Here is a 24,255-nt window from a genome sequence, read left to right as displayed (position 1 = left end):
CACACAGTAGAACGCGTTTCAGTAATAGGGAATGGCGGTGACACAGGTCCGCCCCGGCAGCAGACATCGCTACCGGGGTGGACCTGTGTCAGCCGAAGTGCACTCGGCCGACGTAGTTCACTCAGCCGAGAAGGTCGAGCGCCTTGTTCAGCGTCGCCGACGGGCGCATCACGGAGGCCGCCTTCGCCGGGTCGGGCTGGTAGTAGCCACCGATGTCGGCGGGCGAGCCCTGGACCGCGTTCAGCTCGTCGACGATGGTCTGCTCCTGCTCGACCAGCGTCTTGGCCAGCGGGGCGAACTCCTTGGCGAGCTCGGCGTCCGCGGTCTGCTTGGCCAGCTCCTGGGCCCAGTACGTGGCCAGGTAGAAGTGGCTGCCGCGGTTGTCGATGCCGCCGATACGGCGGGTCGGCGACTTGTCCTTCTCCAGGAAGGTCGCCGTCGCGCGGTCGAGGGTGTCGGCAAGGACCTGCGCGCTCGCGTTGTTCGTGGTCTGCGCGAGGTGCTCGAAGCTGGAGGCCAGGGCGAGGAACTCACCCAGGCTGTCCCAGCGCAGGTAGTCCTCGCGGACCAGCTGCTGGACGTGCTTGGGGGCGGAGCCGCCCGCGCCCGTCTCGAAGAGGCCGCCGCCGTTCATGAGCGGGACGATGGAGAGCATCTTGGCGCTGGTGCCGAGCTCGAGGATCGGGAACAGGTCCGTCAGGTAGTCACGCAGCACGTTGCCGGTGACCGAGATGGTGTCCTCGCCGCGGCGGATGCGCTCCAGGGAGAACGCGGTGGCGTCCACCGGCGACAGGATCTCGATCTGGAGGCCATCGGTGTCGTGCTCGGGCAGGTACGCCTTGACCTTCTCGATGAGCTGCGCGTCGTGCGCGCGGGTCTCGTCGAGCCAGAACACGGCGGGCGAGCCGGTCGCGCGGGCACGGTTGACGGCCAGCTTGACCCAGTCGCGGATCGGGGCGTCCTTGGCCTGGCACATCCGGAAGATGTCGCCCGCGGCGACGGCCTGCTCCAGGACGACGTCGCCGGCCGCGTTCAGGACGCGCACCGTACCGGGCGCGGCGAGCTCGAAGGTCTTGTCGTGGCTGCCGTACTCCTCGGCCTTCTGCGCCATGAGGCCGACGTTGGGCACCGAGCCCATCGTCGCCGGGTCGAAGGCGCCGTTGACGCGGCAGTCGTCGATGACGGCCTGGTACACGCCGGAGTAGCTGGAGTCGGGCAGGACCGCGAGGGTGTCGTGCTCGCCGCCGTCCGGGCCCCACATGTGGCCGGACGTACGGATCATCGCGGGCATCGAGGCGTCGACGATGACGTCGGAGGGCACGTGCAGGTTCGTGATGCCCTTGTCGGAGTCGACCATCGCGAGCTCGGGGCCCTCGGCCAGCTCGGCGTCGAAGGACGCCTTGATCTGCTCGCCGTCGGGCAGCGCGCCGAGGCCGTTGAGGATCCCGCCGAGACCGTCGTTCGGGGTGAGGCCCGCGGCGGCGAGCGTCTCGCCGTACGCGGCGAACGTCTTCGGGAAGAAGGCGCGCACGACGTGGCCGAAGATGATCGGGTCGGAGACCTTCATCATCGTGGCCTTCAGGTGCACCGAGAACAGCACGCCGTCGGCCTTGGCCTTCGCGATCTGCGCGGTGAGGAACTCACGCAGCGGACCGACGCGAAGGACGGAGGCGTCGACGACCTCGCCCGCGAGAACCGGTACGGACTCGCGCAGCACGGTGGTGGCGCCGTCCTCGCCGGTGAACTCGATGCGCAGCGTGGCGGCCTCGGAGATGACCGCGGACTTCTCCGTGGAGCGGAAGTCGTCGACGCCCATGGTGGCGACGTTCGTCTTCGAGTCGGCCGTCCAGGCGCCCATGCGGTGCGGGTGCGCCTTGGCGTAGTTCTTCACCGAGGCGGGGGCGCGGCGGTCGGAGTTGCCCTCGCGCAGGACCGGGTTGACGGCGCTGCCCTTGACCTTGTCGTACCGGGCGCCGATGTCCTTCTCGGCGTCGGTCTTCGGGTCGTCCGGGTAGTTCGGCAGTGCGTAGCCCTGCGACTGGAGCTCGGCGACGGCCGCCTTCAGCTGCGGGATGGAGGCCGAGATGTTCGGCAGCTTGATGATGTTCGCGCCGGGCGTCTTGGCCAGCTCGCCGAGCTCGGCGAGGGCGTCATCGATGCGCTGGCTCTCCTCGAGGAACTCGGGGAAGAGCGCGATGATGCGCCCCGCCAGGGAGATGTCACGGCTCTCCACAGTGACCCCGGCCGTCGAGGCGTAGGCCCTGACCACCGGCAAGAACGAATACGTCGCGAGGGCCGGGGCCTCGTCGGTCTGGGTGTAGATGATGGTCGAGTCAGTCACCGGGTGCTCCGCTCCACGTCTGCAACATTGCTCGACATCAAGATATCTCGTGACCGCCCCGACCCACGAGGCGGCCCCGATTCCGTACGTCACATTCCGTAGCGACCGTCACGTTCCGTAGCGAATCACGTGCGCGGCGCCGTCAGCGCGTGAGCAGCAGCGCGTCGCCCACCGCGCGCTCGGTACCGTCCGACGGCGAGTTGATCACCTTGCCGTTGACCGCCATGGTGACGGAACCGCCGCCGTCCAGGGCCATGGCGCGCACCGCCCCGAGCGACTTCATCAGCTCCGCACCCTCGCCGAGGCCGAACCCGTCGCTGTACCCGGGCTGCCTGCCGTCCGCGCCGACCAGGAGCATGCGACCCTGCCGGTCCACACCCAGGAGCATGCGCGGGTTGCGCTTGATGCCCCAGGTGTACGCGAAGGACGGGTCACCGGCACGCTCTATTCCGTCGGCGGCGTAGTTCACCGCGACCTTGCCGTCGCGCACCAGCTCGGGGCCGCCGTTGACGATGTCGTCGTGCGGGCCCAGTTTCAGCTCCCGGCCGCGCTCGTCCAGGATCCGCTGCGACACCTTGACGGCACCGCCCGGCTTCGCGTGCGTACGCAGCCAGGAGGCACCGGAGCCGATGCCCGCGAGGACGCTGCCGCCTTCCGGCACGGCGCCGCCGCGCGGACGCACCACCTGTAGGTGCCCGCTCGCGTCGAGGACCGCCTCCACCCCGTCGCCCGCCGGAGTGTCCGCGCCGAGTTCGTCGGTGAACTTCACGATCTCGTCGGGGTCGGTGCAGGTCACGTCGTGCTGCGGCCGCTGGGTCGGGGCGTCGCCGCCGACACCGCCGCAGTTGCGCACCAGGCCCGGAACGCGGTTGACGCCGTCCACGACCTCGGACGCGCCGCCCGCGCGGACCCGGAGCTCCGTGCTGAGCTTCGCGAACGTCGGACGCAGGCCGTCGCCGCGCAGCACCGCCGCGATCCGCCCTCCGGTGGCCGCGCTCTGCAGTTCCCCGTCGTAGGCGGCGATACCGGCGGCCGCGCCCGGCACACCGTCCTTGCCCTCCATGACGAAGAAGCCCGCGTTGACACCGAGCAGGGCGTCGTCGCGCGCGGCCATCCCGCTCACCGTCTCCCGGCCCGCGACACCCTTTCCGTACGTTCCCTTCAGCGCACCGCGGTAGCGCTTCGGGTCGACGATCGCTACCTTGACCCGGGCGGTTCCGGTGCCGGGCACGCCGTCGGCGCCGGTCCACTCGCTCACGGCGTCGAACCCGGCGGCGGTCAGGGCCTTGCGCTCGGCGTCGGCATCGGTCTGCGCGCCGTACTCCCCCACCCGGACCCGCACCCCGATCACCCCGTGCCGGTCGGAGCCCCGCGGCCACGCGACGGGCTCGACGCGCGCGCTGAACCCGGCGCCGCGCACCCGCCCCGCCAGCGCGTCCGCGTCCTTCTCTGCGGCGAGGTGAGCGCCGTTCGCGCGCACGGTGACCGTCCAGTGGTCGCTACCGGGACGGCCCGAGACGCTCCCCTGGTACAAGTCGGCCCCGGAGGCGAGGCGGTCGTGCCGCCAGTCGGCGATCGGCCGGGGAACAGAGGCAGTTGGAGCGGCGGCGGCCGCGATGTCGCCGTAGCGGTCGACGACGACACCGGGGGCGAGAAGTCCCGTCGCGGCGACGGCGACCACCGAAACCTTCACGGCGGCTCTGAACGGACGGCGTACGAGGGTCACGGGAGCTCCTGGGTCGCGTTGGTACACCGCAGCGAACGCGAGCGCGCGGACGGCGATCGATCCCAGGAGTGAATACCAGAAGTCCGGCCGGAAAACAGGGTCAGGCCCCCTTGTCCGGGGCCGGATTCAGCCCCCTTGACCCTCCTCTCGCCCCTCCCCCGGTCCTGTGGAGCGCGCGCGGTGCCGGCGGACCGCGTCGCGGTTGGCGCACCGCTGGGAGCAGTAGCGCTGCCGCCCGGTGCGGGAGGTGTCGGCGAAGATCGTGGCGCATTCGGTCACGTCGCACCGCCGGAGCCTGTGCATCCCCCGGCCCGCCAGGTGCAGGGCCGTGCCGACGGAGATCAGCTGGAACAGCAGGGCGCCCAGCGGCTGCCGGTCGTCGCGGTAGTGCAGGTGCCAGCCCGAGCCCGCGTGGTCGGTGAGGCGCGGATGGGCGGCGGATGCCGCAAGCATCCGGTTGAGCAGCTCGGCGCGCTCGTCCTCGCCGTCCGCGTCGACGACCTTCTCCCACGCCGCCAGTGCGTCCAGGGTGCGGTCGAGGTCCTCCGGCGTGACGGGCCGTTCCAGGACGAGCCCGGCGGCGCGGCAGCGCTCAGCGAGATCACCGGCGCTCTCCGGGCGCCGGTTGGCGAGGTCGGCGGCCAGGTTCACGACCTCCTCGCCGTAAGGGTTGAGATGCATAAGACCATTACATCAGGCTGACCGGCATGCCACAACGCACCGGTGACCACACCGACATACGGCAGGCGGCGCAGGCCGACGTCGCGGAACTCGTACGCCTGCGGGCGCTGCTGTTCGAGACCCTCGGCGGCGAATACTTCAACCCGTCATCAGGAGGATCGGGAGAACCGGGGGACAGCAGCTGGCGGGACGCCCTGGCCGTGGTCCTGAAGGGCCAGTTGGACACGGAGGGCATGCGGATCCTCGTCGTGGACGGCGGCGAGGGTCTCGCCGCGTGCGCCATCGGCTCGGTCGAGCAGCGGCTGCCGGGGCCGCACCTTCGCAATGGCCGGGTCGGGCTCGTGATCGGCGTGGTCACCGACCCGGCGCACCGGCGGCGCGGGCACAGCCGCTCGCTCATACGGGGCCTGCTCGACTGGTTCCGGGAACGTGAGGTGGCCCGCGTGGACTTGTACGCCTCCACCGAGGGCGAACCGCTCTATCGAGACCTCGGCTTCGTCGACCATCCCGATCCCGCCCTGTACCGGCGCCCGTGACGGCGCCCACGACGGCCGTCGAAAGCCGGGCGCACAGCGCGTGGCGGTACCGGTGGGTCGTCCTCGGCATCGCCACCTTCACCCAGGCCGCTTCCGGCTTCTTCGTGCAGGGCATCGGGGCGATGGGCATCCACCTGCAGCGCGACCTGCACCTGAGCACGGCCCAGTTGGGTCTGCTGGTCTCCGCGGCCCAGCTGGTTCCCCTGGTCGGGCTGCTGGTGGCCGGGGAGCTGCTCGACCGCTGCGACGAGCGCTGGGTCGTCGGGGCGGGCGCCGGTGTCGTCGCCGCGGGACTGCTCATCGGAAGCGCGGCGCCGGGTTACGTGTCCCTGCTCCTCGTGCTGCTGCTCGTCGGCGCGGGATACAGCACCGTGCAGCCCGGCGGCAGCAAATCGGTGGCGGCCTGGTTCGACGCCTCCCAGCGGGGTTTCGCGATGGGCGTCCGTCAGGCGGGCCTTCCGCTCGGCGCCGCACTCGCCTCGGCCGCGCTGCCTTTCGTGGCGGAGGCGTTCGGCTGGCGGGCAACGCTCGTGGCCGGTGGGCTCGTCGCACTCCTGGGGGCCGCCGCCTTCATGGGCTTCTACCGCAGGCCGCCCGTCCCCGCCGCTCCTCCCCGCAAGGGCGGGGCGCGCGCCTCGCTCAGGTCGCGGCTCGGCGAGCGGCTCCGGATGGTCCGCGAGCCGTACATGGCGCAGATCATGCTCTCCGGGACGAGTCTCCTCTCGGTGCAGTGCGGCGTGGGCATCCTGACGGTGCTGCATCTGCACGAGACGGCGTCCGTCGGAGCAGGCCCGGCGGCCCTCGTCCTGGTGGCGGTTCAGGGTGCGGGCGTCGTCGGCCGGATCGCCCTGGCGGCCCGGAGCGACCGCGGCGGGTCGGGGCGGCGGGGCTCGCTCGTCCTCTGTATGGCGGCCGTGCTCATGGGCATGGCCGTGCTGATGACGCCCCTTGGCCGCTCACCGGCGATCGCCTGCTGCGCGCTCCTCTGGCTCGGCTTCTTCGGGTTCGGCTGGTACGGCCCCTGGGTCACCCACGTGACCGAATCGGCGCCGCCGGAGAGGGTGGGGTTCGCTCTGGGCCTGGCCATGTCCGTCAACCAGATCGCCATCGTGGTGATGCCACCCCTGCTCGGCCTGCTCAAGGACCTCGCCGACAGCTTCGTACCGGCCTGGGGGCTGCTTGCGGCGATGACCGCCGTCGCCCTGGCCTCCTCGGCCCGCTCGTGTGGCCGAGACGGCGTCCGCGGTCAACCGTGAACCCGTACGAGGTGTACGAGGTGTTGGCGCGACGTCGGCGGGTAACCGGGCCACCGCGCCCGGAATCCGCCGTGAGTACGCGCGGAACGAAGTGGCGAGGAACTGGAGGAACACCGTGAGCGAGGAACTGCCCGAGACCCGGGGTGAGGACGAGACGCCCGTACCGAGGGATCCGCCCGATCAGCAGGCGACGGACGAGGACGACCACTGGGAGCCGGACGACGAGTCGGCCACCACCGGCAACGCCCCGGACGCCGACGACGACGTACCGGACACGGACGAGGCGGGCACCGGCCGGCGCGGCGCACCGCACACGGGTGGCGTGCGCCAGGACCAGCCGGTGCCGGACGAGCCCTCCGGCTGAGCCCTGCTGGGCTCTGCTGAGCTCTGCGGGGCTTCGATCAATCGGCGATCAGTCGGTGATCAGTCGGCCGACACCGCCAGGGTGAACGAGTGCCCCGCCGGGTCGCTGTAGGTCCGGGTGTCCCTGGGTCCTGAGTTGTCCTTGGTGTCCACGGGCCGGGCGCCCAGGCCTATGGCCTCGCGCTCCGCCTCGTCCATGTCCCCGCGGGCCACCAGGATCCTCAGATGCGCCTGCTGCGAGTCCTCCGGCTTGGGCCAGCTCGGAGGCGCGTATCCGTAGTCCCGGTGGACCGCCAGGCGGATGCCCTGCCCGTCGGAGACCTCGACGTAGTCGGGATCGCTGCTCAGGCCTGCCGTGCCTCCGAGCAACCCCGCGTAGAACTCCGCGAGCTCCTCGGGCTGCGCACAGTCCAGGACGAGAACGGTGGTCTTCTTTACAGCCATGGGGTTCCTCATCTGTCCGCTGCCGTCGGCCATAGCGGGTGGCCGACGTTGCGGCCGACCACCCGGCGGCTGCCCGAGTGCCCCGCCCCGCCCGCCTCAATCGGCGTCGACCCGCCTCTGGTAGGAACTGACGGGGCGCCGAGAGGTCGACGGTCGTCCGATCCGCCGTATGATCATGGTCGTAGAGCCGAACTCCACTACCACGGAGCCATGTTCGAGGGGCGAGAACGCGACGGAGTCCTCTCATGAGGGGACTATTCCGGTTCTCTGTCCTGCGCGCCTCGCGGGTTGACTAGCATGGCGCGGAGCGTGGCCCGGAAGATCGCCGTCCTCTTTGGCGTTTCCGCCGGGCCGGCGGCCGATGCGTAGTCGGTCGGCTCGTTGCTTACCTGCACTCAAAGGACCGAGGAACCGCTGAATGCCCGTGCCTGCTCCTCCCAGCCCGCACCGAATAGCGAAGGCGCGGCAGCGCGCGTCGGCCGCACCTCTGATCGTCCTCGTGGTGACCGCCGCGGCCGGCGCGGCCGCCTGCGTCATGGCGCCGGACAACGCCCGCGTCTGGACCGTGGCTTCGGTCGTGGCCGGCTGGCTCTGTCTGACGATCGCGCTCGTGACCGGTTCGCTGCTCGTCAGGCGGGTCCGCGCGGCTGCCGCCGCGGACCACGCCGAGGCCAGTGCCCTCAAGGCCCAGCTGGCTCGCCAGGGCGCCGAGTCCGCGCATCTGGTGAACGTCACGCTGCCGACCGTCGTGAAGCGGCTGCGCGACGGATCCGGCGCGGCCGAGACCCTGGCGCAGACGGCGCCGCCGTCGGATCCGCAACTGCGTCAGGTGATGCAGGTGTTCGCGTCCGTGGTGGAGGAAACGGTACGCCACGCCGCCGCCGTCGAGTCCGGACGCGATCAGGCCCAGAGTCAACTGGCGCAGGCCGCAGCGGAGTTGGAGCAGTTGACGACGGTGACGCTGCCCGCCGCGATCGAGCGGCTGCGCGAGGGCTCGTCCGCGGACACGGTCCTCGCCGGGCTCGACTGGCCGCGCAATCCCCTGCTGCGGCTGCCCGCCGAGTCGTTCGTACGGGAGATCGCCTACAGCGAGCGGCGCGCCGCAGCCGCGCAGGCCGCCTCCGCCAAGGCGCTGAGCCGCGTGCAGGCCAAGTCCGTGGGCATGCTGGCCGACCTGCGTGACATGCAGGAGCGGCACGGCGTCGAGGTCTTCGGCGACCTGCTCCGCCTCGACCACAGCACCTCCCAGCTGGGTCTCATGACCGACCGTCTCGCCCTCCTGATGGGCGGCCGCTCCAGCCGCGCCTGGAACAAGCCGATCGTCATGGAGAGCATCCTGCGGGGTGCGGTGGGCCGGATCTCCGCGTACCAGCGCGTGCGGCTGCACTGCTCGACGACCGTGGCGATCGCCGGGTTCGCGGCGGAGGGCGTCATGCACGCGCTCGCCGAGCTCATGGACAACGCGGCGAACTTCTCCCCGCCCATCGACGAGGTGCACGTCTATGTGGAGGAGCGCAGCGCCGGGATCGTCGTGACGATCGAGGACAGCGGCCTGAAGATGGCCGACGCGGCGATGCGCCGCGCGGAGGAGTCGGTCTCCGGACATGTGACGGACCTGGCCTCGCTGCAGGGCACCCGCCTCGGCCTCGCCGTGGTCGGACGCCTTGCCGCCAAGTACGGCATGAGCATCAACTTCCGTCCCTCGTCGCGCGGCGGCACGGGCGTCGTCGTGCTCCTGCCCATTCAGCTCCTGGCCCAGCAGCGCGACCCCGCTCCGCAGCAGCTCGCCCCCCGGAGCGTCGAGCCGACGCCCCCGCCGGTCCCGGAAGCACCCGCACCCGCACCCGCACCCGCACCCGCACCGGTGACCATCGAGGCCCCGGCTGCCCCGATCGCCCCGCCCGCCCCTGAGTTCCCTGCCGCCCCGGAGCCGCCCGCGGCCCCGCTTCCGCCCGTGGCCCCGCTGCCTCCCGTGGCTCCCCTGCCGCCCGCGGCCGGTGCGGACGCCGTCCCCCGCCAGGCGCACGCCGGCCCCTCCGCCACGACCAACGGCCTGCCCGTGCGCGCCCCTGGCCGCACCATGGCCGAGGCGGAGCGTGAGCGGCAGCAGCGCAGGGCAGCTTCGGATGCCGCCTCGTCGGCCGGGTCCGGGACGCTCTCCGGCGAGGCGGGTCTTCCGCCGCGTGACGCCGGTTCCCGCTTCGGTGCCTTCCACCGTGCGCGGCGGGCGACGGGCGACGTGCCCGGCTCCCCCGCGGAACCCGATTTCCCCGCCGATTCCGGGCCGCCGCCCGCCGAGTAGACCGAAGCCTCCCGCACGGCGCCCGGGCTCTGGCGCCCCCCTTCCCCGCTCGAGATCGTGAGATTGGAGGGACGGGCAGGTGACCGGAGACCCGGCGCATCTCGCCCCACCTACCATGCAGACCACTGACAACAGCCTGACCTGGCTCCTGCAGAGCCTCCTCAAGCGCACCCCCGGTACGCGGCACGCCCTGGTGCTCTCGCGGGACGGCCTGAAGCTGTGCTGGAGCGAGCATCTGACGCTCGACCAGGCTGACCAGCTGGCGGCGATCTGCTCCGGCATCCAGGCGCTGGCCCAAGGTGCCTCCATGGAGTTCGGCGACGGAACCGGCGGCGTCCGGCACTCCATGACCGAATTCCACGGCGGGTTGCTCTTCATCGTCGAAGCCGGCCAGGGGGCGCACCTGGCGGTCGTGGCGGAAGACGGCGCGGACCCCGGTGTGGTGGGCCATCAGATGACCGAACTGGTCGAGCAGATCGGTGAGCACCTGCGCGCCGAACCGCGTGGTCAGACCGAGGGAAGCGGCTCCTCGTGACGCCGCGCAAGCCGGTGGACATCGGTGACCCGGACCGCCTCTACACGGTCACCGGTGGCCGCAGCCGCGCCGACGACGATTCGTTCGACCTGGTCACTCTCGTGGTGAGCGAGTGCGAGCCCACTGCGGGGATGCAGTCGGAGCACGTACGGATCCTCGAACTGTGCCGGCATCCGACGGCCGTGGTGGAGATCGCCGCGGAGATGAAACTGCCGATCACGGTGGTGCGGATCCTGCTGGGTGACCTGCTCGCCATGAGCCGGATCACCGCCCGCCATCCCCGCGCGGCCGGTTCGGTCGCCTCGATCCCCGATTCCGCCCTTCTCAAGGAGGTGCTCCATGGGCTCCGCAACATCTGAGCTGCCCTCCCGTACGCCCCTGTCCGATACTGCCGAGACCGGCCTGAAGATAGTCGTCGTCGGCGGCTTCGGGGTCGGCAAGACCACGCTGGTCCGGTCGGTCAGCGAGATCCGGCCGCTGAACACCGAAGAGGTGATGACGCAGGCCGGCATAGGTGTCGACGAGACGTCCGACGTGGCCGCGAAGACCACGACGACGGTGGCGTTCGACTTCGGCCGGATCAGTCTCAACGAGCGTGTGGTGCTCTATCTGTTCGGCGCGCCCGGGCAGGAGCGCTTCTGGTTCCTGTGGGACCGGCTCTTCTCCGGCACGCTCGGCGCTGTCGTCCTGGTCGACACGCGGCGGATGGACGACTCCTGGTACGCCATCGACCGTCTCGAGCACCACAAGACGCCGTTCGTGGTGGCCGTCAACCGGTTCGACGACGACGGCGCATCGCACTCCCTCGAAGAGATCCGCCAGGCCCTCGCGCTGCCCGACCATGTGCCCCTGATCGACTGCGACGCACGGGTGAGGTCGTCGGGCAAGGACGTCCTGATCACCCTCGTGGACCACCTGTACGCGCTGGCCATGGCCCAGGAGATGACACCGTGACCGAGCCGATCGGATCCCCTTTCGAGCAGAGCGCTCCGCCGGGATGCCCCGCCCACGCGGGCGGGGGCGGGGACGCGGGCTCGGTGCGCCTGGGCGGTCTCGAGTACCAGCAGACGCCCTCGCAGCTCTACCGCAGTCTCCGCAAGGAGCACGGGGCTGTCGCGCCGGTGCTCCTCGACGGGGACGTGCCCGCCTGGCTGGTGCTCGGCTACTCCGAGGTCAGCTATGTGACGGGACACGACGAGCTGTTCGCCCGTGACTCGCGCCGCTGGAACCAGTGGGAGAACATTCCCGCCGACTGGCCGCTGATGCCGTTCGTCGGCTACCAGCCGTCGGTCCTGTTCACCGAGGGCGCGGAGCACCAGCGGCGGGCCGGGGTGATCACGGAGGCCCTGGAGGGGGTCGACCAGTTCGAACTCGCGCGGGACAGCGCCCGGATCGCCGACCGGCTCATCGCCGCGTTCGCCGGCAGCGGCCAGGCGGAGCTGATGGACGCGTACGCGCACGCGCTGCCCATGATCGCCGCGGTGCAGATGTGCGGCATGCCGGACGCCAGTACGGACACGCAGCAGCTCGTGGAGGATCTGCGGATCTCGCTCGACGCGCACGAGGGCGACGACCCCGTGGCGGCGTACACGCGCGTCGGTGAGCGCATCCAGCTCCTGGTCAAGGAGAAGCGGGAGAGGCCGGGCGCCGACATCACCTCGCGGATGCTGCAGCACGCGGCGGGCCTGACCGACGAGGAGATCGTCCAGGACCTGATCTCCGTCATCGCCGCGGCGCAGCAGCCGACGGCCAACTGGATCTGCAACACGCTGCGGTTGATGCTGACCGACGAGCGGTTCGCGCTGAACGTGTCCGGTGGGCGGCTGAGCGTGGGCGAGGCGCTCAACGAGGTGCTGTGGCTCGACACCCCGACGCAGAACTTCATCGGCCGCTGGGCGGTGCGCGACACGCAGCTCGGGGGGCGGCAGATCCGGGCGGGCGACTGTCTGGTGCTCGGCCTCGCCGCGGCCAACACCGACCCGCAGATCTGGCCGGAGTCGCATGTCGGCCCGGAGAACTCCGCACATCTCTCCTTCAGCCACGGCGAGCACCGCTGCCCCTACCCGGCTCCGCTGCTCGCCGACGTCATCGCGAGGACCGCGGTCGAGACGCTCCTCGAGCGGCTGCCCGACCTCGTCCTCGCGGTGGAGCCGCACGAGTTGGCCTGGCGCCCGTCCATCTGGATGCGCGGTCTGACGTCGCTTCCGGTGCAGTTCACGCCGGTGGCGCACTGAACCGGCGCCGGGGCGCCGCCTTCGGGCGGCGCCCCGGTGAGGTCAGGCGGTGACCGGAGTGAACTGCACCGGAAGCGACTGCGGTCCGCGGGTGAAAACTCCCTGCTCGACGGGGTCGAAGCCGTCCGCGAGCCGCACGTCGGGCATCGCGTCGAGGAGTTGGTCGACGCCGATCTCCACCTCGGCCTTGGCAAGCAGGGCGCCCACGCAGAAGTGCCTGCCGAGGGCGAAGGAGAGATGGTCGGCGGCGGCGGAGAACGCGGTCGTCGTGGTCAGGTCGTCCCGGAAGATGTCGAAGCGGTCCGGCTCGCGGTAGCGCTTCTCGTCGCGGTTGGCCGAGCCGATCAGGCAGGTGACGGTGGCACCGGCGGGGATCGTGCCCCCGCTGACCTCCACGTCGGTCGCCGACTGCCGCATGATCATGTGGACCGGCGGCGTGTGGCGCAGGGTCTCGGCGAAGGCGCGGGCTATCAGGGTGCGGTCCTGCCGGACAGCTTCGAGCTGCTCGGGGTGGGTCAGGAGGTTGGCGAAGATGCTGGCGATCGCCTTGTCGGTGGTCTCGCCGCCCGCGGCGAGGAGCAGGCTGCAGAAGGCCTTGATGTCCTCGTCGCTCATCCGTACGCCGTCCACCTCGGCGGCGCACAGCGTGGAGAGCAGGTCGTCGCCGAGGTTGTCGCGGCGCTGCCGGATGATCGGGATCATGTAGTCGGCGAACTCGACGCGGGTGCGTTCACCCGCCGCCGCGACCTCGGCGTCGCCCGCCAGGTTGCCGAGGAAGGCGATGACGGTGGTGTACCAGCCGTGGAAGCGCGCGTGGTCGGACTTGTCGAGGCCGAGCATGTCGGCGATCACGTTGACGGGGAAGCGGGTGGCGTAGCCCCCGACCAGGTCGACGCTGCCGGTGTGCCGGAAGGTGTCGATGAGTTCGCGGGAGTTGCGCTCGATGACCGGCAGGAATTTCTCCTGGAGGTCGCTGCCGCGGAACGCCGGTGCGACGAGTGCGCGGCGCACGGAGTGCTCACGGCCGCTGAGCTGGAGGATCGTCTTGCCGTGGACGGGCTCGATCTGCCAGTCGTAGTTGTCCGTGGTGAACTGCGAGCTCTTGTCCTTGAACACGCGCTCGACGTCCTCGTACCGCGAGACGATCCAGCTCTGTGTCGGCTCGTGCCAGAAGAGCGGCGCGTTCTCCCGCATCACCTGATATGCGGGATACGGGTCCTTGGCGAACTCGGGCGAGAGGATGTCGGGGACCTGCTGCGCGGTGGACATTGAGCTCCTAGGGCAGAAATCAAACAACGCTCACCAGGCTATTGATCGCTTCCTGACCCAACCAGTCCCCCCAGGGCGATCGTTGAGCGCTACACTAATGTTGGCTGAAAATCACCCCTCGCCCCGCCGTGTCGAAGACGGCGGGGCGAGGGGGAGCAGCGACACCCGGTCGCCCGGGTGGCCTCAGCAGCTGAGCTTGTCGCCCGTGGCGACGCCGAGGATCCCGGTGAACTGGGTGTAGTTGTTGATCCGGCTCTGTACCTGCTCGGGGTTCTTCCCGTCGCATTCCAGGCTGCCGTTGATGCTGCGGATCGTCTCGCCGAATCCCGCGCTGTTGACCATCGCGTTGTGCGGCGTCATCGTGCCCGGACCGTTCTGCGTGTTCCAGTACCAGAGGCCGGTCTTCCACGCCACGGCCGCGTCGCTCTGGACGAGGTCGGGGTTGTTCAGAAGGTCGATCTTCAGGGCGTCGCCCGCCGCCTTGTAGTTGAAGTTCCAGCTGAGCTGGATCGGGCCGCGCCCGTAGTACTTGTCGTTGCCCGCCGGGCAGCCGTAGGGCTGGGAACTGTCGCAGTAGTGCGGGTAGTTGGCGGTGTTCTGCTCGACGACGTGGACCAGGCCGCCCGTCTCGTGACTGACGTTCGCCAGGAAGGCCGCCGCCTCCTGCTTGCGTACGGTGTCGCTGCCGGTCCCGGTGAATTCGGGGTAGGCGCTGAGCGCCTCCTTCAACCCGCTGTAGCTGTAGAAGGAGTTCCGGTTCGGGAACATCTGGTTGAACTGGGACTCGCTGACGGGGAATTCCGCCGCGGCCCGCTTCCCCGGCTCCGCCTTCGGCGCCTTCTCGGCGGAGGCGTTGGGTGCGAGGGTCAGGAGGGTGAGCGCGGCGACGGATGCGGTCGCGGTCAGCGCGGCGAGTACACGAGGACGCATGGGGGATCACTCCTTGGGCCGCCGGTGCGTGCGCGACCGACCGCCGGGTGGTGGGGGATGCGGTGGGGGGATGCGCGGTCAGGGAGCGCGCCGGAACACCCGAACTGCGGCTTTCCGGAACGCCTCCCGCCGTTGGACTAGACCATACCGAGTGACGCATTCACGTCAAGAGGTCGTCGCATAAGGGCAGTTGAGAGGGGTCTCCGGGCCTCTCAGGCCGCGCTCTTCCCGCCCAACTCCTCGATCACTCCTACGACATACGCGGCATACGGACCCACCAGAGGCCGCAGCTCTCCCCAGCGTTCCCCCTCCCCCGCCCCCGCGACGTACACGCTCCGCGCGTGGGCGAGCACGGGCCGGTGGACCGCCGGGATCCGGGCAAGCGCCCAGTCGGCCGCCGCGTCCTTGGACGTCACGGCTCCGGTCGCCAGAGTCATCCAGATACGGGCCAGCGTCAGGACGACGTTGCGCGTGTCCGACGCGAGCTCCGCGAGCAGATCCGGCACCCCGGCGACGATCGCACGTGCAAGGTCCTTCGGGGGCACGGGAGCAAGAACCTCACCCGGCGGCGGCCCGGACAGGGGTGTGTCCGCGAGCAGCACCATGGTGATCAGGGGCGCGAGATCGGGGCTGAGCTCCGGCGACGGCAGGTGCCCGCGCTCGTACTCCTCCCGCAGCCACTCCCCGTACTGGAACTCGCAGCGCGGCGGGTAGGTCCAGGGCACGACCTCGCGCCGGACGACGATCGTCAGCTCGACGGGGCGCACCTCGTCTCCCCGGGACGGCCAGGCGGAGAGGCCGAGCAGCCCCTCGACGAGCTGCCTGCGCCGCCCGGCCGTCACGGGCTGTTCCACGACGGCGAACACGTCGATGTCGCTGTGCGGCCGCAGCCCGCCGAGCAGGGCGGAGCCGTACAGATAGACGCCGATGACGTCCGCGCCGAGCGTCTCGCGCACCAGGTGAACGGTGTCGTCGGTCTGAGTCACTGAGGCCCTTTCCCTCGTACGTCACTCGTACATCCCTCGTGCATCCTTCGTACGTCCCACATGCGGCAGGGCGGTGCGGCAGCGGAGGACGAACCCGGTCATGAGCGTAGGAACGGGGGCCGCCACGGGACCAGCGAGTTTCCGACACGTCTGCCGTGATCCTTCGCGGACGTACACTGAAGCGGTGTCGGGCAGGTTCCTGCTCCGCCCGACCACCTGTGTTCAGCCCTTCACGACCCGGATCCGGTCCTCTGCGACCAGTCGTGCGGCGCACAGGTAGCGTCCTCGGCCGTCTTGGCCCTTCGGCCCGCACGCAGATATCCCCCCTGTGGGGCCCCGCTCGCCTTACGCGCATCACCGCGGATTCCGGCTCGTCGTCGCCCTTGCCTCTCAGGCCGGGCGTGCGCGGTGTGCCGCAAGCCGCCTTCGAGGGGACTGTTGTGAAGCTCAGCGCACTGCTCGACGGGCACGACCACCACGTTCTGCACGGTGACCCGGGAGTACCGGTCACCGCGGGAATGACCTTCGACCCCGGGCAAGTGACGTCCGGCTCGCTGTACGTCGCCGTACCCGGCCACGAGGAGGGCGGGCCAGGTGGCATCGGCTTGGCTCTGGAACGGGGAGCCGTGGCGGTCCTGGCCGAGGACGGCGCGCTGCCGGCCGCGCGGCCCGACGGGCAGGTGTGTGTGGTGCGGGTGACCGACGCACGGGCCGCCGCCTCGCTGGTCGCCTCCCGGTACTACGGCGATCCCGGCCGCGCGATGGACGTCGTGGCGATCACGGGCACGAACGGCAAGACGTCCGTCTCGTACATGGTCGAGTCGGTGCTCAGGCTGGCCGAGGGCGCGCAGGTGGGGGTGATCGGCACCTCGGGAAGCCGGATCGGCACGGAGCGGATACCCATGCCCCGGTCGGTGCTGAGCACTCCCGAGTCACCGGATCTGCACTACCTTCTCGGCCACATGCGCGACCGGGGCACGAGCAGCGTGGTGCTCGAAGCCACGTCCATGGGCCTCCTCGAGCGGCGCCTGGACCATGTGCCCGTCGCCATCGGTGTCTTCACCAATCTCACCCAGGACCACCTGGACGACCACGGGACCATGGAGCACTACAAGGACGCCAAGCTGCGCCTCTTCGGAGGGCTGTGCGACCGCGCGGTGGTCAACGCCGACGACCCCGTCAGCGCCGAGATCCAGGCCCTGATGCCGGGTGCGGTGACCACGTACGGCCTTGACTCACCGGCCGACTACCGGGCGAGCGACCTGATCGTGGACGCTGCGGGCACCCGCTTCACGCTCCACCACGACGGCCGCAAGTACCCTGCCGCGATCCCGATACCGGGCCGCTTCTCGGTGTCCAACGCGCTGGCCACCCTCGCGGCCTGCCATCTGCTCGGGCATGAACTGCCCGCCCTCGTCGAGGCCCTGGACCGGATGCCGCCCACTCCGGGACGGCTCGAACGCTTCACCACGGCGGGGGGTGTCCACGTGATCGTCGACTACGCGCACTCGCCGGACTCCCTTGAGAAGGTCCTCGCCACGATCCGCGGCTTCGTGACCGGGGCACTGATCACCGTCTTCGGCTGCGGCGGCGACCGGGACGTCACCAAGCGCCCCCTGATGGGCGAGATCGCGGGCCTCCACTCCGATCTGTGCGTCCTGACATCGGACAACCCGCGCAACGAAGACCCCGAGAGCATCCTGGACCAGATCGTTCCCGGTCTGACGTCCACCGGTACGCCCTTCCATCGGGTGGCCGACCGCCGTGCCGCGATCTCACGCGCGTTGTCCGCCGCGCGGCGGGGCGACATCGTGCTCGTCGCGGGCAGGGGCAGCGAGCCGCACCAGATCGTCGGCGATCGGTTCATCTCCTTCGACGACATGACCGTGGTCCGCGAACTCGCCGCGCTGTAGGGGCGTTCGCGGCAGCGAATGTGCGATTCGTCCATCGCGTCGGCGCGTGCAGTGCGAATCGGGCACTGGCGTGACGGGGCGCACGGCGTTTACGGTCCCTGCGTTCCGCACGCCACCGCACCACCTCGTACGTCGTGGTGCCGTAATCCAGGGAGCTGCCTGTGCCCAAGGAGTCATCGCCTTCCGTCACCGAGGTCGAGACGCACGGAGTCGAACGCATCCCGGACGCGGACCGCACGGCCGGGCCTCTCGACCTGTTCCGGCTCGCGTTCGGCGGCGCCAACACGTTCGCCACCTGCGTGCTCGGCGCGTTCCCGATCCTCTTCGGCCTCTCCTTCTGGCAGGGGCTCGCGGCGATGCTGCTCGGACTGTTCATCGGCTCCCTGCTGCTCGCCCCGATGGCGGTGTTCGGTCCGCGCAACGGCACGAACAACGCCGTCTCGTCGTCGGCGCATCTGGGCGTGCACGGCAGGATCGTCGGCTCCTTCCTCTCCCTGCTCACCGCCGTGGCGTTCTTCTCCCTGTCGGTGTGGAGCTCGGGTGACGCGCTCATCGGCGGGGCGCACCGGCTGCTCGGGGTGCCGGAGAGCGACGTGGCCTACGGCTGCGCGTACGCCGTGTTCGCCGCGCTCGTCCTTGCCGTGTGCGTCTACGGGTTCCGCTTCATGCTGCTCGTCAACAAGATCGCGGTGGTGGCGGCGACCCTGCTGTTCGTCCTCGGCCTCGTCGCCTTCGCGGGGGACTTCGATCCCTCGTACGCGGGGATCTTCACTTCGGGCGCCGACCAGGCCACCCAGGACCTGTTCTGGCCGTCCTTCATCGGCGCCGCCCTGATCGTGCTCTCCAACCCGGTCTCCTTCGGCGCCTTCCTGGGCGACTGGGCGCGCTACATCCCGGCCGAGACGCCCCGCCGCAAGGTGATGGGCGCTGCCTTCCTCTCGCAGGTCGCGACGGTGCTTCCGTTCGGCTTCGGCCTGGCGACCGCGGCGATCATCGCCGAGCAGGCGCCCAAGTACATGGACCCGGCCGCGCCCAACTTCGTCGGCGGGCTGCTCGCGATCGCGCCCGGCTGGTACTTCCTGCCGGTCTGCCTGATCGCGCTGATCGGCGGCATGTCGACCGGGACCACCGCGCTGTACGGCACCGGCCTGGACTTCTCCTCGGTCTTCCCGCGGCTCGGCCGTGTCCAGGCCACCGTCCTGATCGGCGTCCTGTCCATCACGTTCATCTTCGTGGGCCGCTTCGGCTTCAACCTGGTCCAGGCGATCTCCACCTTCGCCACGATGATCATCACCTGCACGGTGCCGTGGATGATCGTCATGATGCTCGGCTACGTCACCCGGCGCGGCTGGTACGACCCCGAGGCGCTGCAGGTCTTCACGCGCCGGCAGCACGGCGGCCGCTACTGGTTCGCGCGCGGCTGGAACTGGCGCGGCATGGCGGCCTGGTGGACCGGCGCGGTGACCGGCGTCCTTTTCACCAACATTCCCGGTCAGTTCGTCGGTCCGCTCGGCGACCTCGTGAACGGCACCGACATCAGCCTCCCGCTGGGCGCGGCCGTCGCGGCGGTGCTCTACCTCGCCCTGCTCGCGGCCTTTCCTGAGCCGCGCGCGGTGTACGGACCCGAGGGGCCGCACTGGGTGCGGGCGGCCGATACGCCGATCGCTCCGATCACGGGGCCGCCGAACGGCGACGCGGTCAGCCCGCCGTCTCGAACTCCCGCTTGAGGTTCTTCAGCGTCCGGTCGATGTTGCCGACCTGAAAGACGGCGAAGGTCTTTCCACCCGTGGCGAGGCGGTCGAAGGCGTTGGCCACGAAGGTCGGCCAGGAGCGCCTGTCGTCCGTCCACGTCTCGGTCACCTTGGTCGCACCGTCACTGTCCTCGAACCGGTACTCCCAGGTGGCGATCGGGGCCCGCAGCCGGGGGCGCTTCAGCCCGATCGCGTGAACGCGGAAGGCGAAGCGCCTCCCCTGCTCCGCCTCCGTCACCGTGCAGCGCGTGGTCCAGCGGAACGGGCCGCGCTTGTTGTGCCCCTCGAACACCAGGCCGACAGCGGCGGGCACTTCGTCTCCGGGGACGGTCGCCCCGAGGTTCTCGGGACTCCAGCGCCCCATCAGAGCGGGCTGGCTGACCTGCTCGTACACCGCCTGCGGTGACGCCTCGACCAGGATGCTTCGGGACACTGTGAACGTGCGGGTCATGACAACTCCGATCCTCGACCCGCGACCTTACTCATCAGTAGCATGAATGTCAGCCCCCACCGCCCGCGCCGTCGGGTGTCGCACACGCCGATGAGGGAGGCGCCCCCCTTTCGTGCACCTGGTCCTCCGTGGCTCCGCGACTGGTGGAGACTGTCCTGATGGTGGGCAATGTTCCGGAGGAGACGGACCGTTTCGTGGGGCGGGCCGTCGAACGGCAGACTCTGGCTTCGACCCTGGTGACGCATCGGCTGACCACGCTCACCGGCACGGGCGGCGTGGGCAAGACGCGCCTTGCCGTGCACACCCTGCACTCCCTGACCGACCAGGACATCGCGGTGCTCGGCGACGTGTGCTGGGCCGACCTCGGCGCGCTGCCGGACGACCGGTTGCTGATCCCGACCGTGGCCGACGCCGTGGACCTGGCCGACCACACGCCGGGCATGCCGATCGACGCCCTCTGCGACTGGTTGTCCGACAGGCCGCGGCTGCTCGTGCTCGACTCCTGCGAGCACCTCGTCGAAGCCTGCCGGAGTCTGGTCACCGACCTGCTCACGGCGTGTCCGCGGCTCACCGTCCTGATCACCAGCAGGCAGCCGCTCGACGTACGCGGCGAGACGCTCCTGGGCCTGGAGCCGCTGCCGTGCCACAGCGACGCGCTCGCCCTGCTCCTCGAACGCGCCGCGGCCGTCGCGCCCGGGGCCCGCACGGACCAGCCGGGGCACCGGGAGGACGCGGCGGAGATCTGCAGGCTCCTCGACGGACTTCCGCTCGCGCTCGAACTCGCCTCGGCCCAGCTGGCGCATCACTCCCCGCGCCAGCTCGCCGCCCGGCTCCGCTCGCACCAGGGCGAGTTGCAGGCGGCGGCGCCCATCTGGCCGCGGCGGCACCGGACTCTGCGTACGGCCATCGGCTGGAGCCACGAGCTGTGCGAGCCGTTGGAGCGGCTGCTGTGGGCGAGGCTCTCGGTCTTCCGCGGCTCCTTCGACGACGACTCCGTACGGGGCGTCTGCGCGGGAGGGCCGCTCGCCCCCGACACCATCCCTGTCGCGCTCGCGGGCCTGATCGCCAAGTCCGTGGTCGGCCAGGACACGAGCGGCCGCTACCGCCTGCTCGACACCGTGCGCGAGTACGGGGCGATGTGGCTGGCCGAGCTCCGGGAGCAGGACGCCGCCGCGGCCCGGCACGCCGACCACTTCGTCCACCTTGCCCGCCTGGCCGACGAGGGCTGGCTGGGTACGGAACAGGTCACGTGGTACCGGCGCATCACCAGGTCACACACCGACCTGTGCGCCGCCCTCGACCACCTCGCCGCGGTCGAACCCGAGCGCGCCCTCGAACTCATCGGCCGGATCGCCTTCTTCTGGAGCTGCTGCGGCCATCTGCGCGAGGCCCGGAGCTACTTGGGGCAGGCACTCCTGCTGTGCGACACCGAAAGCCCGGCACGCGCGAGGGCCCGCTGGGCGCTCGGCGTGGTCGTCCTGCTGCAGGGCAGTCACGACCAGGCGGCCGAGATCGGCGAGGAGTGCGCGCGGACCGCGGCCCGTGACGGCGACGTGGAGGGGCGGATCGCCGCGGCCTACCTCCTCGGCATCACCCACCTGCTTTCCGGCGAACCCCACGCAGCCCTGGACGTGGCCGATTCCGCGCTCCGGCAGACCGCGGGCCCGGTCTTCGCCTCGCCCTCGGTGCTCCGCTGTCACCTGGTACGGATCTTCGCCCTCACCGGGCTCGGACGCCTCGACGAAGCGGCGGCGCGAGCCGCATCGCTACGGGAGGACTGCGCCGCGAGGGACGAGTGCTGGACCCGCGCCTACACCGACTACCAGCTCGCCCTGATCGCCCTGGCCCAGGACGATCCGGCACGGGCCGCCGAGCACGCCCGCGCGATGCTGGACGGCAAGCGCCGCCTGGGCGACAGCTTCGGCATCGCGCTTGGCATGGACGTGCTCGCCGCGGCGGCGGCCGCACTCGGCCAGGGGGAGACCTCCGCCATGCTGTCGGGAACGGGCCAGACCTACTGGCGTTCCGTGGGACACGGGCAGCGCGGCACGCCCGAACTGCGCGATGTCCGCGACGTGTCCAGGGACCGCGCCCGCGCGGCCGTCGGAATCCAGATCTTCGAGCACGCGTTCCGCCGCGGCGCGGAGGCGGATCCGCGGGCCGTACTGGCGCTGGCCGTGGAGGGACGGCTGTTGGGCCAGGCGTGAGCGGAGTCCTCAGACGAGTCCGGTGACCGTGACGGCGATCCCTGCCGGGGCGACCTGCTCCCCGGAGACCCGCTCGACGGCCTTCGCGGCAGCCGAGCGCACCTCGCGTGTCACATCTAGGGCCCGCCGTCCTCGATGCAGGACGACGTAGACCTCCACGCTCCAGTCCTGGGTGTCCTTGCGCCGCCGCACCTGCACTCCGGCGGAGCCCTTCGGGGTACTGGGGAGCCCCCGTCTCAACAAGGCCGAAGAGCGCAGGAGATCCACAAGGCCCGGCCGCAGGAAGGCCACCCCTGGAGTGTCGAGGACCGCCTCTGTGACGGCATCCGCCAGCACACGGGAAACGTCCGATGCGTTCACTGCCGCCACCCTTCCATGCTGTCGTCCCCCGCGTCGTCGGCATCGTCGACGACGTCGGTGATCGTGACGTCCACGACCGCGATCCGCATGCCGAGTTCGCCGTCCGCCGCTTCGAGCACCCGGCTTCGCACCCGGTCCGCGACCTCCGGCAGGTGCCGCGTGAGCGGGACCTGCACCTCGACGCGGATCCTGACAGGACCTCGCGCGAGGCGTCCCTCGGGCGCCGAGGACTCGGGGTCCTCCAGCGGATCGATACGGCAGCTGCCCGCGCGCACGCCGGGCAGCGACTCGGCCGCCGCCCGGACCGTTCTGGCCGCGGCGGCCTCCACGATCCACGCGTCCTCGTCCTCGTCCCCGAGCGGCAGCGTCCTGCCCGGCCGCAGTTCAAGGCGCACCACGTCCATGACACGGCCGGTGAGCGCGGAGGTGTCCGGCTCCCGGGGCGCCGTGTCGCGTGCCTCCGTGACGATCCCCTCGAGATGACGCAGGGCGTCCACCGCCTGCGCGCAGTGCGGGCAGCTCTCGGCGTGCGGATCGGGCACACCCGCTTCCCACAGTTCCCATACCTGCGACAACTCGCGGCCGCACGGCAGCAGTTCATCCTCGTTCATCGCCATGCGGCCATCGCCTCCGTCAGATAGCGCCGCGCTCTGAAGACCCGGCCGCGGACCGCCTCCGGACTGATACCGACCGTCTCGGCGATGGACTCGTAGGACGCTCCGTCCAGTTCGCGCAGCACCCAGCACACCCGCTGTTCCGGCGAGAGCCCCTCCATCGCCCGTGCCAGGTCCTCCACGGCTGCGTGCGCCTCGGCCGCCCGCGCGGGCGAGAACGCGTGCTCAGGCGCGGGCGGTTCGGGCAGACCGTCCAGGGCCACGACGGGCCGCCGCGAACGCAGGACGTTCAGGCAGCGGTTGGTGACGATGCGGTAGACCCACGTACCGAACTGCGCGTCCCCGCGAAACTCCGGCAGCTTGCGCCAGGCGCTGACGAAGGACTCCTGCACGGCGTCCTCCGCCTCCTGACGGCTCCCGAGCAGGCGGGTGGCAAGGCGCAGCGCTATGGGCGCGTGCCGGTTCATGAGAGCTTCGAAGGCTTCCTCGTCGCCCTCCGCGGCCCGCACCGCGAGCAGCGCGTCCTCACGTCTCGACGACGCGTCCGCTTCCTCGGGTGTTCCGCCCCGGTCGCCCGGCACACGCGGCTCCTCTCACTTCAATCGTGCTGGTACGACACACGAAAAGCCCTCCGCGTTACGCGGCCAGGGAACGCTACATGCCGGAGGAAGAAATTCTCGCGAGGCGCGTAACAGACCTGCGGGACCCGGGTCGGAGCAGGAGAAGAGCCAATCAGTGACGATGAACCAGACGACGAGGAGATGCCATCATGGCGACGCAGGACCTCACTTCGAACGCGGCCGTATCCGGCAGCACCGAGAAGGACCTCACCGGCGGGGCACGCACGAGCGCCCTCGGAGCCACCACCGTCACGGGCGCCACGGGCGCGACCGAGCCCGCGGCGACGCGGGGCAAGACGTCCATCGCCGATGTCGTGGTCGTGAAGATCGCAGGAATGGCCACTCGCGAGATTCCCGGCGTGTTCGACATGGGCGGCGGTCTTTCCCGCACCATCGGCGCCGTACGCGACCGTGTGCCCGGCGGACGCCCGAACGTCGGCCGCGGGGTGAAGGTCGAGGTCGGCGAGCGGCAGACGGCCATCGACCTCGACATCGTCGTCGAGTACGGCGTGCCCATCACGGACGTCGCCCACGACGTGCGCGAGAACGTCATCTCGGCGGTGGAGCGCATCACCGGCCTCGAGGTCGTCGAGGTGAACGTCGCCGTCAACGACGTCCACCTGCCCGAGGACGACACCGCGGACGCCGGCGGCGAGACGCGCGTCGAGTAGCGCACCGTCCTCCTCGTGAGACATCCCCGTAAGACATCCCCGTAGGACGTCTCCGTAAGACGTCC

The 24,255-nt window shown here is 70.7% G+C and carries 23 protein-coding genes; 12 read left to right on the top strand and 11 right to left on the bottom strand.

Annotated elements, in window-relative coordinates:
- Positions 1 to 121 precede the first annotated feature (121 nt).
- From ACWFRJ_RS01300 to ACWFRJ_RS01290, 3 genes are all read right to left on the bottom strand, one after another.
- Complete coding sequence (locus ACWFRJ_RS01300) at positions 122 to 2,341, bottom strand: NADP-dependent isocitrate dehydrogenase (protein ID WP_453523778.1); 2,220 nt, start codon at positions 2,339 to 2,341, stop codon at positions 122 to 124.
- Between the two features lie 142 nt (positions 2,342 to 2,483).
- Positions 2,484 to 4,067 carry a phosphodiester glycosidase family protein gene (locus tag ACWFRJ_RS01295; RefSeq protein WP_453523776.1) on the bottom strand — a complete coding sequence of 528 codons (1,584 nt, stop codon included), beginning with the start codon at positions 4,065 to 4,067 and terminating at the stop codon, positions 2,484 to 2,486.
- A gap of 126 nt (positions 4,068 to 4,193) precedes the next feature.
- On the bottom strand, positions 4,194 to 4,748 hold the full coding sequence (locus tag ACWFRJ_RS01290; RefSeq protein WP_453523773.1) for a CGNR zinc finger domain-containing protein: 555 nt from the start codon (positions 4,746 to 4,748) through the stop codon (positions 4,194 to 4,196).
- 26 nt (positions 4,749 to 4,774) lie between these two features.
- Between ACWFRJ_RS01290 and ACWFRJ_RS01285 the strand changes: the two genes are divergently transcribed.
- The 3 genes from ACWFRJ_RS01285 to ACWFRJ_RS01275 all read left to right on the top strand — a co-directional run bounded on the left by ACWFRJ_RS01285 (position 4,775) and on the right by ACWFRJ_RS01275 (position 6,904).
- Positions 4,775 to 5,284, top strand: a complete 510-nt coding sequence (locus ACWFRJ_RS01285) for a GNAT family N-acetyltransferase (protein WP_453523770.1) — start codon at positions 4,775 to 4,777, stop codon at positions 5,282 to 5,284.
- Positions 5,281 to 6,540: an MFS transporter gene (locus ACWFRJ_RS01280; protein WP_453523767.1), complete on the top strand. Its 1,260-nt coding sequence runs from the start codon at positions 5,281 to 5,283 to the stop codon at positions 6,538 to 6,540. The genes ACWFRJ_RS01285 and ACWFRJ_RS01280 overlap by 4 nt, the downstream gene beginning before the upstream one ends.
- A gap of 115 nt (positions 6,541 to 6,655) precedes the next feature.
- On the top strand, positions 6,656 to 6,904 hold the full coding sequence (locus tag ACWFRJ_RS01275) for a hypothetical protein (RefSeq protein ID WP_453523764.1): 249 nt from the start codon (positions 6,656 to 6,658) through the stop codon (positions 6,902 to 6,904).
- Between the two features lie 59 nt (positions 6,905 to 6,963).
- On the opposite strand, the gene ACWFRJ_RS01270 is transcribed toward ACWFRJ_RS01275, so the two are convergent.
- On the bottom strand, positions 6,964 to 7,347 hold the full coding sequence (locus ACWFRJ_RS01270) for a VOC family protein (RefSeq protein WP_453523761.1): 384 nt from the start codon (positions 7,345 to 7,347) through the stop codon (positions 6,964 to 6,966).
- 418 nt (positions 7,348 to 7,765) lie between these two features.
- On the opposite strand from ACWFRJ_RS01270, the gene ACWFRJ_RS01265 reads away from it, so the two are divergent.
- The 5 genes from ACWFRJ_RS01265 to ACWFRJ_RS01245 all read left to right on the top strand — a co-directional run bounded on the left by ACWFRJ_RS01265 (position 7,766) and on the right by ACWFRJ_RS01245 (position 12,418).
- Positions 7,766 to 9,649, top strand: coding sequence for a sensor histidine kinase (locus tag ACWFRJ_RS01265; protein ID WP_453523758.1), 1,884 nt, complete (start codon positions 7,766 to 7,768; stop codon positions 9,647 to 9,649).
- Positions 9,650 to 9,764: 115 nt separating this feature from the next.
- Complete coding sequence (locus ACWFRJ_RS01260) at positions 9,765 to 10,184, top strand: roadblock/LC7 domain-containing protein (RefSeq protein ID WP_383266029.1); 420 nt, start codon at positions 9,765 to 9,767, stop codon at positions 10,182 to 10,184.
- Complete coding sequence (locus ACWFRJ_RS01255; RefSeq protein WP_453523755.1) at positions 10,181 to 10,543, top strand: DUF742 domain-containing protein; 363 nt, start codon at positions 10,181 to 10,183, stop codon at positions 10,541 to 10,543. The genes ACWFRJ_RS01260 and ACWFRJ_RS01255 overlap by 4 nt, the downstream gene beginning before the upstream one ends.
- Positions 10,524 to 11,138 carry a GTP-binding protein gene (locus ACWFRJ_RS01250; protein WP_383266034.1) on the top strand — a complete coding sequence of 205 codons (615 nt, stop codon included), beginning with the start codon at positions 10,524 to 10,526 and terminating at the stop codon, positions 11,136 to 11,138. Before ACWFRJ_RS01255 ends, ACWFRJ_RS01250 begins: the two co-directional genes overlap by 20 nt.
- Positions 11,135 to 12,418, top strand: coding sequence for a cytochrome P450 (locus tag ACWFRJ_RS01245; protein ID WP_453523752.1), 1,284 nt, complete (start codon positions 11,135 to 11,137; stop codon positions 12,416 to 12,418). The genes ACWFRJ_RS01250 and ACWFRJ_RS01245 overlap by 4 nt, the downstream gene beginning before the upstream one ends.
- A 42-nt stretch (positions 12,419 to 12,460) precedes the next feature.
- On the opposite strand, the gene ACWFRJ_RS01240 is transcribed toward ACWFRJ_RS01245, so the two are convergent.
- The 3 genes from ACWFRJ_RS01240 to ACWFRJ_RS01230 form a co-directional block, all read right to left on the bottom strand.
- The gene (locus ACWFRJ_RS01240; protein ID WP_453523749.1) at positions 12,461 to 13,687 is read right to left on the bottom strand and encodes a cytochrome P450; all 1,227 of its coding nucleotides are present in this window, start codon (positions 13,685 to 13,687) and stop codon (positions 12,461 to 12,463) included.
- Positions 13,688 to 13,870: 183 nt separating this feature from the next.
- Positions 13,871 to 14,617 (bottom strand): chitinase, encoded by a 747-nt coding sequence (locus ACWFRJ_RS01235; RefSeq protein ID WP_453523746.1) that lies wholly within the window; start codon positions 14,615 to 14,617, stop codon positions 13,871 to 13,873.
- Positions 14,618 to 14,829: 212 nt separating this feature from the next.
- Positions 14,830 to 15,603: an aminoglycoside adenylyltransferase family protein gene (locus ACWFRJ_RS01230; protein ID WP_453523743.1), complete on the bottom strand. Its 774-nt coding sequence runs from the start codon at positions 15,601 to 15,603 to the stop codon at positions 14,830 to 14,832.
- A gap of 440 nt (positions 15,604 to 16,043) precedes the next feature.
- Between ACWFRJ_RS01230 and ACWFRJ_RS01225 the strand changes: the two genes are divergently transcribed.
- Both ACWFRJ_RS01225 and ACWFRJ_RS01220 read left to right on the top strand, forming a co-directional pair.
- A complete protein-coding gene (locus ACWFRJ_RS01225) occupies positions 16,044 to 17,516 on the top strand; it encodes a UDP-N-acetylmuramoyl-L-alanyl-D-glutamate--2,6-diaminopimelate ligase (protein WP_453523740.1) in 1,473 nt (490 codons plus the stop codon).
- Between the two features lie 161 nt (positions 17,517 to 17,677).
- Complete coding sequence (locus tag ACWFRJ_RS01220) at positions 17,678 to 19,243, top strand: purine-cytosine permease family protein (protein WP_453523737.1); 1,566 nt, start codon at positions 17,678 to 17,680, stop codon at positions 19,241 to 19,243.
- Here the strand turns inward: ACWFRJ_RS01220 and ACWFRJ_RS01215 are convergent.
- Positions 19,215 to 19,718: an SRPBCC family protein gene (locus ACWFRJ_RS01215; RefSeq protein ID WP_453523734.1), complete on the bottom strand. Its 504-nt coding sequence runs from the start codon at positions 19,716 to 19,718 to the stop codon at positions 19,215 to 19,217. The genes ACWFRJ_RS01220 and ACWFRJ_RS01215 overlap by 29 nt on opposite strands.
- Before the next feature lie 158 nt (positions 19,719 to 19,876).
- On the opposite strand from ACWFRJ_RS01215, the gene ACWFRJ_RS01210 reads away from it, so the two are divergent.
- Positions 19,877 to 21,925, top strand: coding sequence for an ATP-binding protein (locus ACWFRJ_RS01210; RefSeq protein ID WP_453523731.1), 2,049 nt, complete (start codon positions 19,877 to 19,879; stop codon positions 21,923 to 21,925).
- A 9-nt stretch (positions 21,926 to 21,934) separates the two neighbouring features.
- Here ACWFRJ_RS01210 and ACWFRJ_RS01205 read toward each other — a convergent pair whose 3' ends face one another.
- The 3 genes from ACWFRJ_RS01205 to ACWFRJ_RS01195 are packed head-to-tail and all read right to left on the bottom strand — an operon-like array spanning position 21,935 to position 23,366.
- Positions 21,935 to 22,285: an Asp23/Gls24 family envelope stress response protein gene (locus ACWFRJ_RS01205; protein ID WP_453523728.1), complete on the bottom strand. Its 351-nt coding sequence runs from the start codon at positions 22,283 to 22,285 to the stop codon at positions 21,935 to 21,937.
- A complete protein-coding gene (locus ACWFRJ_RS01200) occupies positions 22,282 to 22,902 on the bottom strand; it encodes an Asp23/Gls24 family envelope stress response protein (protein ID WP_453523725.1) in 621 nt (206 codons plus the stop codon). Before ACWFRJ_RS01200 ends, ACWFRJ_RS01205 begins: the two co-directional genes overlap by 4 nt.
- Positions 22,893 to 23,366, bottom strand: a complete 474-nt coding sequence (locus ACWFRJ_RS01195; protein ID WP_453525029.1) for an RNA polymerase sigma factor — start codon at positions 23,364 to 23,366, stop codon at positions 22,893 to 22,895. The genes ACWFRJ_RS01200 and ACWFRJ_RS01195 overlap by 10 nt, the downstream gene beginning before the upstream one ends.
- A 302-nt stretch (positions 23,367 to 23,668) precedes the next feature.
- On the opposite strand from ACWFRJ_RS01195, the gene ACWFRJ_RS01190 reads away from it, so the two are divergent.
- Complete coding sequence (locus ACWFRJ_RS01190; protein ID WP_453523722.1) at positions 23,669 to 24,190, top strand: Asp23/Gls24 family envelope stress response protein; 522 nt, start codon at positions 23,669 to 23,671, stop codon at positions 24,188 to 24,190.
- Positions 24,191 to 24,255 lie beyond the last annotated feature (65 nt).

It is taken from the genome of Streptomyces sp. NPDC055239 (genome assembly GCF_053606205.1).
This window is presented reverse-complemented; position numbering and strand designations above follow the sequence as displayed.